This is a genomic window from Streptomyces sp. NPDC002138 (assembly GCF_040296485.1).
Classification (GTDB): domain Bacteria; phylum Actinomycetota; class Actinomycetes; order Streptomycetales; family Streptomycetaceae; genus Streptomyces.
In genome coordinates this window covers 1-1,392 of the sequence record NZ_JBEOXE010000168.1, presented here as the reverse complement: position 1 = coordinate 1,392, position 1,392 = coordinate 1, and the positions used below count along the sequence as shown (strand labels likewise).

1 protein-coding gene is annotated in these 1,392 nt (G+C 83.0%); it reads left to right on the top strand.

Annotated features, from left to right (window positions below):
- Positions 1-105: 105 nt before the first annotated feature.
- Positions 106-1,359: a hypothetical protein gene (locus tag ABT084_RS37870; protein ID WP_351054396.1), complete on the top strand. Its 1,254-nt coding sequence runs from the start codon at positions 106-108 to the stop codon at positions 1,357-1,359.
- Positions 1,360-1,392 lie beyond the last annotated feature (33 nt).

Here is a 1,392-nt window from a genome sequence, read left to right as displayed (position 1 = left end):
CATGCCCCAGAAGCGGGCGCGCTCCTGGGTGACCCAGCCGTGGATCAGCCCGGCGTCGGCGGCCGGGTCGACGGGGGTGATGGTGACGCCCCTGTGCGGCGTGCGGTGAGCCGCCCACCGCTCGGGGCTCCCCTCCCCGAGCCGCCCGCCGGCGCCGGCGCCACCGCCACGACGTCGAACCACCCTGCGGCCGCTCCCGCACCCACCCCGGCCCTGCCCGTCGTCCAGCGCCAGGCCGAACCCTCGGCCCAGGGCGCCGCCACCCCCGACAGCAGCGGCCCGAAGCCCACCGCACCGCGCCGGGCGGAGCCCGCGGCCGACCACGAGGCGCCCGTGCGGCGCGCCGCAACCCGCGCCCCGCTCGGGGCGCCCCTCACCGAGCTGCCCGCTACGGCCGTGCCGTCGAACCACCCCCCGGCCGCTCCCGCACCCACCCCGGCCCTGCCCGTCGTCCAGCGCCAGGCGGAGCCCCCGGCCGAGGGGGGCGGCGGCGCCGGACCCGAGCCGGCCCGGCGGGCCGCTCCGCGCGTACGCACCGGCCTGGGGGCGCCGCTGCCCGCACTGCCGCCGAGCGCGGCACGGCCCTCGCCCGCCGCGTCCCGGTCGCGGGCGGCCAGGCCGTCCGTCTCCCCCGCCGACGTCCAGCGCGCGCCCGCGCCCGGGTCGCCGCTGCTGGGTGCGGGCGACGTGACGCAGCGCCGTGCGACCGCACCCGGCGCGCCTCGGACCGACGGCCCGAACGGTGCTCCCCCACTCGTCCGGCGGGCCACCGCCGCCCCGCCGGTCTCCCCGGGCGGCCCCGCCGACACGCCCTCCGGGTCCACCCGCCCGGTTCCGCCGGTCGTCGCCCCCTCGGTCGCCGGCCGGAGCGCAGCCCCGCACCGCACCCTCCAGCTCCTGGCGGCCCGGCCCCTGTCCCTCGGCACCCGGGACATGGGCAGTGCTGCCGCCCCCGCTGCCCGCCCGGCGAGCCGTCCCGTGGTCCCGGCCCGCTGGCCCGCCCCGACCGCCGCACCGCAGCAGGTCCAGCGGGCCGCGGTGAACGGCCCGCACGCAACGGTCCCGCCGCCCCCCGCGCACGCCGTACGAGCCGTGCGCCCGGCACCTGCGGAGGCGCCCGCCCGCGCCGCGGCCGCCCCCCTCCCCGTGAGCGTCCCGCACGCACCGCCGCTCGTGGTCCAGCCGGCGCCGGCCACGACACCGGCGCAGCCCGTACCCGTCGTGCGCCCCAGGACACCGGCCCCCGCCACCACCCCGGGAGCGAGCGGCCCCGCGTCACCGACACCGGCCGACCCCCGACCCGCGGCCCCGCCACCGGTGCAGCGCGCCCCGGGCGGCCCGCGCCGCACCCCGAAGTAGTACGCGAGCACGCCCGCGCCCAGGGCCGCCTGG